The organism is uncultured Demequina sp., assembly GCF_913055775.1.
In the GTDB taxonomy this organism is placed as follows: Bacteria; Actinomycetota; Actinomycetes; order Actinomycetales; family Demequinaceae; genus Demequina.
Window position 1 is genome coordinate 1 of sequence record NZ_CAJXJX010000147.1, and the last position, 6072, is coordinate 6072.

Below are 6072 nucleotides of genomic sequence, written 5' to 3' on the forward strand. Positions count from 1 at the left end.
CGCGATGCGTGAGCACCGCGCATCCCGCCCGAGTCGCTACTTCTTGTCGTCCTCGTCGTCGACGATCTCGGCGTCGACGACGTCGTCCTCGGCGTCCTCGGCGGGCTGCTCGCCCTCCGGAGCGCCACCCTCCGAGCCGGCAGCCGCATCGGCCTGCTGGGCCGCGTACACGGCCTCGCCGATCTTCTGCGCCTTCTCGACCAGGACGTCGTGCTTGGCCTTGATGTCGTCGACGTCGTCGCCCTCGAGCGCAGTCTTGACGTCCGCGATCGCAGTCTTGACGTCCTCCGCGACCTCGGCTGGGACCTTGTCCTCGTTCTCGGACAGGATCTTCTCCGTCGAGTAGGCGAAGGTCTCCGCGTTGTTGCGGGTCTCGGCGTCCTCGCGGCGCTTCTTGTCCTCCTCCGCGTGCTCCTCGGCGTCCTTGACCATGCGCTCGATGTCGTCCTTCGACAGCGCGGATCCGCCGGTCACCGTGATGGACTGCTCCTTGCCGGTGCCACGGTCCTTGGCGCCCACGTGCACGATGCCGTTGGCGTCGATGTCGAAGGTCACCTCGATCTGCGGCACGCCGCGCGGGGCCGGCGCGATGCCGCCCAGCTCGAAGGTGCCGAGCAGCTTGTTGTCGCGCGCGAACTGACGCTCGCCCTGGTAGACCTGCACCAGCACCGAGGGCTGGTTGTCCTCGGCGGTCGAGAAGACCTCGGAGGACTTGGTCGGGATCGCGGTGTTGCGCTCGATCAGGGTGGTCATGACGCCGCCCTTGGTCTCGATGCCGAGGCTCAGGGGAGTGACGTCGATGAGCAGCACGTCCTTGCGCTCACCGGAGATCACGCCGGCCTGGAGAGCGGCGCCCACGGCCACGACCTCGTCCGGGTTGACGCCCTTGTTCGCGTCCTTGCCGCCCGTGAGGTCCTTGACGACGTCGGAGACGGCGGGCATGCGGGTCGAGCCGCCCACGAGCACCACGTGGTCGATGTCGGACAGCGAGATGCCCGCGTCCTTGATGACCTGGTGGAAGGGCTCCTTGGTGCGGTCGATGAGGTCCTGCGTCATCTGCTGGAACTGCGCGCGGGTGAGGCGCGTGTCCAGGTGGACCGGGCCGTTCTCGCCGATGCTGAGGTACTGCAGCGAGATGTTGGTGCTGGTCGCGCTCGACAGCTCCTTCTTGGCCTGCTCGGAGGCCTCGCGGAGGCGCTGCACCGCGGACTTGTCCTTGGCGAGGTCCACGCCCTCGGTGTTCTTGACCTCCTTGATGAGGTGGTCGACGATGCGCTGGTCCCAGTCGTCGCCGCCCAGGCGGTTGTCACCGGCGGTCGCGCGGACCTGGATGGTCGAGAAGTCGTCCTCGTCCTTGCCGACCTCGAGGAGGGACACGTCGAAGGTGCCGCCGCCCAGGTCGAAGACCAGGATGAGCTCGTCCTCCTTGCCCTTGTCGAGGCCGTACGCGAGGGCCGCGGCGGTGGGCTCGTTGACGATGCGCTGGACCTTGAGGCCCGCGATCTCGCCGGCGTCCTTGGTCGCCTGGCGCTCGGCGTCGTTGAAGTACGCGGGGACCGTGATGACGGCCTCGGTGACCTTCTCGCCCAGGTACTCCTCGGCGTCGCGCTTGAGCTTGCCGAGGATGCGGGCGCTGATCTCCTGCGCGGTGTACTTCTTGTCGTCGATCTCCTGCGACCAGTCGGTGCCCATGTGGCGCTTGACCGAGCTGATGGTGCGGTCGACGTTGGTGACGGCCTGGCGCTTGGCGATCTCGCCCACCAGGACCTCGCCGGTCTTCGAGAACGCGACCACCGACGGGGTGGTGCGAGCGCCCTCGGCGTTCGCGATGACGGTGGGCTCGCCGCCCTCCAGCACGGACACCACGGAGTTCGTGGTGCCCAGGTCGATGCCTACTGCTCGAGACATGTGATGTCCTCCTTCTCGTGCGGCCGTCAGGCCGCTCACGTCTGCCGGCTCGGAAGTTGAGCCGCCTGCACTCAAGTATCCGCGCATTGGCGCGCATGTCAAGTTGGGCGAGTGAAAGTTGAGTGAATCGCGCTCAACTGTTGGCGACGCGATGCCCGTGGTCCCCGCTGACGCTCCGCTCTGGTGCCGCGGGACTCTCGACTGGCCCTCGCATCGGCCCTAGGTTGAAGCCATGGAGACCACCGCAGCGGCCGCCCACTTCGCCGCCAAGCTTGCTTTCGAGACCGACCCCTCGGACGTGCACGCCGCCCTGGAGTCGGGAGAGCCGGGATTCGTGCTGATCGACACCCGCGACCAGGTCGCGTGGGACCAAGGACACGCGCGGGGCGCGGTGCACATGCCCAAGCCGGAGATGGCATCCCGCATCCCGGAGTACGCGCCCGGCACGCGCTTCGTCGTCTACTGCTGGGGTCCGGGGTGCAATGGCGCGACTCGCGCGGGACTGATCATCTCGGAGCTCGGGTATCCGGTGAAGGAGATGATCGGCGGCTTCGAGTACTGGGCGCGGGAGGGCATGCCCGTCGACGCGGTCGTGGACAGCGCGACCGTGGACGCGACTCGACTGGCCGACCCCCTCACCGCGCCCGGCGGCGGCGTGAGCTGCGCCTGCTGACGCTGCGCGTTGCCGCCGGCGGGCACAGGACTCGGATGAACTGAGTCTATGAGCTGGACCGCCCGCGCAGCCGGCCCGCGATCGCTCAGTTCATCCGAGTCCCGTGCACATGTGCCGGTTCGGTCCGGCCGTGGGTCCGCGAACGGGAATCGACGCCCTGACACCGCAACCATCCGGCACTTGTGCTCGGCGGCCGGTCTACACCAACTGACCGTCCTCCATTCGAAGGACGCGGGAGGCCATGACCTCGGCCTCGTCCGGGTCATGCGTGACCACCACCGCGGTGGTGCCGGAGGCGAGCAGGATCTCGCGCACGTCCACCGCGAGGCGGCCGCGCAGCTCCGCGTCCAGCGCGGACAGAGGCTCGTCGAGAGCCAGGAGCCGCGGCCCGGGAGCCAGAGAGCGGGCCAGGGCCACGCGCTGGCACTGACCACCTGACAGCTCGGTGACGGCCCGGTCCCCGAAGCCCTCGAGCCCCACCAGCTCGAGCATGTCCGCGACCCGCGACCGCCGCTCGTCGCGCGGCACCCGCGCCATCTCCAGCCCGAAGGCCACGTTGCGCGCCACAGACCGGTGCGGGAACAGCTGCCCGTCCTGGAAGACCATGCCGAACCCGCGCTGGTGGACCGGCGTCGCCGTCACGTCCTCGCCATCCCAGCGAACCGCGCCCGAAGCGAGCGGCACCGTGCCCACGACCGCTGCCAGCAGCGAGGACTTCCCGCATCCGGACGGGCCGAGCAGCGCCACGATCTCGCCCCGCGCGACGGTCAGGGAGACGGTGTCCACGGCGGTCACCGGCGGCGTGCCGGCGTACACCACGGACAGGTCCTCGACGTCGAGCCCGCTCACAGGTCACCTCCCACGGTCGTGCGCATGCGTTCAGCAGTCATCATGATGCCCGCGGTCATCGCGGCGAGCACCACGGACGCGGCGAACGCCATGCCGACGTTCTCGATGCCCGGCCTGCCCAGGAGGCGGTAGATCGCCGTGGGAAGCGTGGGCCGGTCGGGCCGCGCGAGGAAGGTCGTGGCGCCAAACTCCCCGAGCGCGATCGCGAACGCGAAGCCCAGCGACAGCCCGAAGGGCCGTCGCAGCAGCGGCCAGTCCACCTGACGCCAGACGGCCCACGGCGACGCGCCCAGCGTCGACGCGGCGGCGCGCATCGGGGCCGGAATCGCCCGCGCGCTCGGCACCAGGGTGCGTACCACGAGAGGCAGCGCCACCCCCGCCTGCGCCATCGGCACCAGCCACCACGAGCCGCGCAGGTCCACGCCCAGCACGGAACGGTTGAGGGTCAGCAGCATGCCCAGCCCCACGATCACCGCGCTCACGCCCAGCGGCAGCATCACGACGGCGTCCAGCACGGCGGACCGGCGCGAGCGCCGTGTCAGCAGAGACGCCACGATCAGCCCCAGGCCCGTCGCGACCACGGCCGCGATGGTCGCCGTGACCAGGGAGTTGGCGATCGCGGCCGCGACGGTCACCGGAAGCACCGTGCGCGCGGGCTCGCCGAAAAGCGCGATGTAGTGGTCCAGCCCATGCCCGTCGCCGGTGCGCAGCGAACGCTCGACCAGCGCGTAGAGCGGCGCGGCCAGCAGCAGGCCCAGGAGGGCCAGCACGGGCACCACGACCGCGAGATCCCGACGCGTCGCGGGCCGGGTCCCGTCGACCCGGCGCAGCGCCAGCGTCCGGTCGCGCCGCCGCCGCGCCCACGCGCTCGCGGCGAGCGCGACTCCCACGAGCGCCATCTGCGCGATCGCGAGCACGGCCGCGGCTCGCAGGTCCAGGAACTGGTTGACCTGCAGGTAGATCTCGGTCTCGAGAGTGTTGACGCGCGTGCCGCCCAGCACCAGCACCACCCCGAAGGATGTTGCGCAGAACAGGAACACCACGGCGCCCGCCGATCCCACCGCCGGCGCGAGCGCCGGCAGCGTCACGTGCCGCAGTGCCGCCCATCGGTCCGCGCCCAGGGTGCGTGCCGCATCGGCCTGCGCGGGGTCGAGCGCCGCCCACGCGCCGCCCACCACGCGCGTGACCACGATGACGTTGTAGAAGACGAGGGCCAGCACGATCGCCACCCACGTCTGGTCCAGCCCCAGGCCGCCGAGAAGTCCCGAGCGCCCGAACAGCGCCGTGAATGCCGCGCCCACCACGATCGTGGGCAGCACGAACGGCACGGCGGAGATCGCCCGCACCGCGCCCTGCCCGCGCCACCGCAGCCGGTACAGCGCGTACGCGGCCGGCACCCCGAGCGCGAGCGACCCGAGAGTCCCGAGGGTAGCGAGAGTCACGGTGGTGACGACCGCATCGGCCGTCCTGGGGGACGTCACCACCTCGAGGACGCCAGCCGCGTCGAATCCGCCGTCGAACAGCCCGCGCGCGAGGATCGTGGCCAGCGGCCACAGGAAGAACAGCCCCAGGAACGCGAGGGGGACGGCGGCGAGCGCCCACCAGCCCAGGCCGTGGTGCGCTCGCGCCGTTCCCATCGCGGTGCTCAGTTCGCCCTCAGTCGAGGACGATGCCCGTCCACGCCTCGATCCAGCCGTCGCGGCCCGCGGTGATGGCCTCGGGGTCGAGCGTGTGGGGGTCGTCGGCGAGCGGGGCGAACTCGGCCCAGTCGGCCGGGACTTCCACGGTGGATGACACCGGGTACACGTACATGTTCGCGGGAACCGAGGCCTGGAAGTCGTCGGACAGCAGCCAGTCGATCACGGCCTGGCCGCCCACGGGGTTGGGAGCGCCCTCGAGCACACCCGCGTACTCGACCTGGCGGAAGCAGGTGTCGAGCAGAGCCGCCGAGGAGGGCTCGCCGTCGATCACCTCGGACGGCGGGCTCGACGCGTAGCTGAGCACGACCGGGTAGTCGCCGCCGTAGTTGGGCACCGAGAAGTCGGTGAAGTAGGTGTCGGACCAGGAGGCGGTGACACGCAGGTCGTTCTCCGCGAGCGAGCCCCAGTAGTCCTCCCAGCCGTCCTCGCCGAACTCGGCGACGGTCGCGAGCAGGAACGCGAGCCCAGGGGAGGACGTGGCGGGGTTGGTGACGGACAGCAGGCCCGCGTAGGCGGGATCCGCGAGGTCCTCGAAGCCGCTGGGCGCGTCCAGGTCGGACTCCTCGAACCACCCGAGGTCGTAGTTGAGGCACACGTCCGAGTAGTCGATCGCGGTGAGTGCGCTCGAGCCGGGGATGGCGTACGCCGCGGCATCTCCCGCGGCGGCCGCACCGGACTCGTAGTCCGCGAACACGCCCTCGTCGAGAGCGCGCGACGCGAAGGTCGTGTCGACGCCGATCCGGCCGGTATCGAGCGCCATCGCGGTGGTGAACGCCTTGAACGCCGAGCCCAGCTCGTAGACGCCGGTGGTCATGCGGTTGATGCGGTCGGGCTGCAGCGCCTCGGACGGCCGCTCCGGATCGAAATCCGGCACCGACACCATCGCCACCAGCTCGCCGGTGTGCACGTCCATGATCGCCCCTGCGGCCGCCGTGGCCTTGA

General features: G+C 70.6%; 5 protein-coding genes. 1 reads left to right on the plus strand and 4 read right to left on the minus strand.

The genetic code is table 11. The features are described 5' to 3' along the window. Nucleotides 1–36: 36 nt before the first annotated feature. Complete coding sequence (gene dnaK / locus QZ483_RS12180) at nucleotides 37–1908, minus strand: molecular chaperone DnaK (protein ID WP_297084376.1); 1872 nt, start codon at nucleotides 1906–1908, stop codon at nucleotides 37–39. Between the two features lie 232 nt (nucleotides 1909–2140). Between dnaK and QZ483_RS12185 the strand changes: the two genes are divergently transcribed. Then, nucleotides 2141–2581, plus strand: coding sequence for a rhodanese-like domain-containing protein (locus QZ483_RS12185; RefSeq protein WP_297084378.1), 441 nt, complete (start codon nucleotides 2141–2143; stop codon nucleotides 2579–2581). 198 nt (nucleotides 2582–2779) lie between these two features. Here QZ483_RS12185 and QZ483_RS12190 read toward each other — a convergent pair whose 3' ends face one another. The 3 genes from QZ483_RS12190 to QZ483_RS12200 all read right to left on the minus strand — a co-directional run. Continuing rightward, the gene (locus QZ483_RS12190; RefSeq protein ID WP_297084380.1) at nucleotides 2780–3430 is read right to left on the minus strand and encodes an ABC transporter ATP-binding protein; all 651 of its coding nucleotides are present in this window, start codon (nucleotides 3428–3430) and stop codon (nucleotides 2780–2782) included. Then, nucleotides 3427–5067: an iron ABC transporter permease gene (locus QZ483_RS12195; protein WP_297084382.1), complete on the minus strand. Its 1641-nt coding sequence runs from the start codon at nucleotides 5065–5067 to the stop codon at nucleotides 3427–3429. The genes QZ483_RS12190 and QZ483_RS12195 overlap by 4 nt, the downstream gene beginning before the upstream one ends. A 19-nt stretch (nucleotides 5068–5086) precedes the next feature. Continuing rightward, the coding region (locus QZ483_RS12200; RefSeq protein ID WP_297084384.1) for a thiamine ABC transporter substrate binding subunit at nucleotides 5087–6072 on the minus strand (986 nt) is incomplete at its 5' end.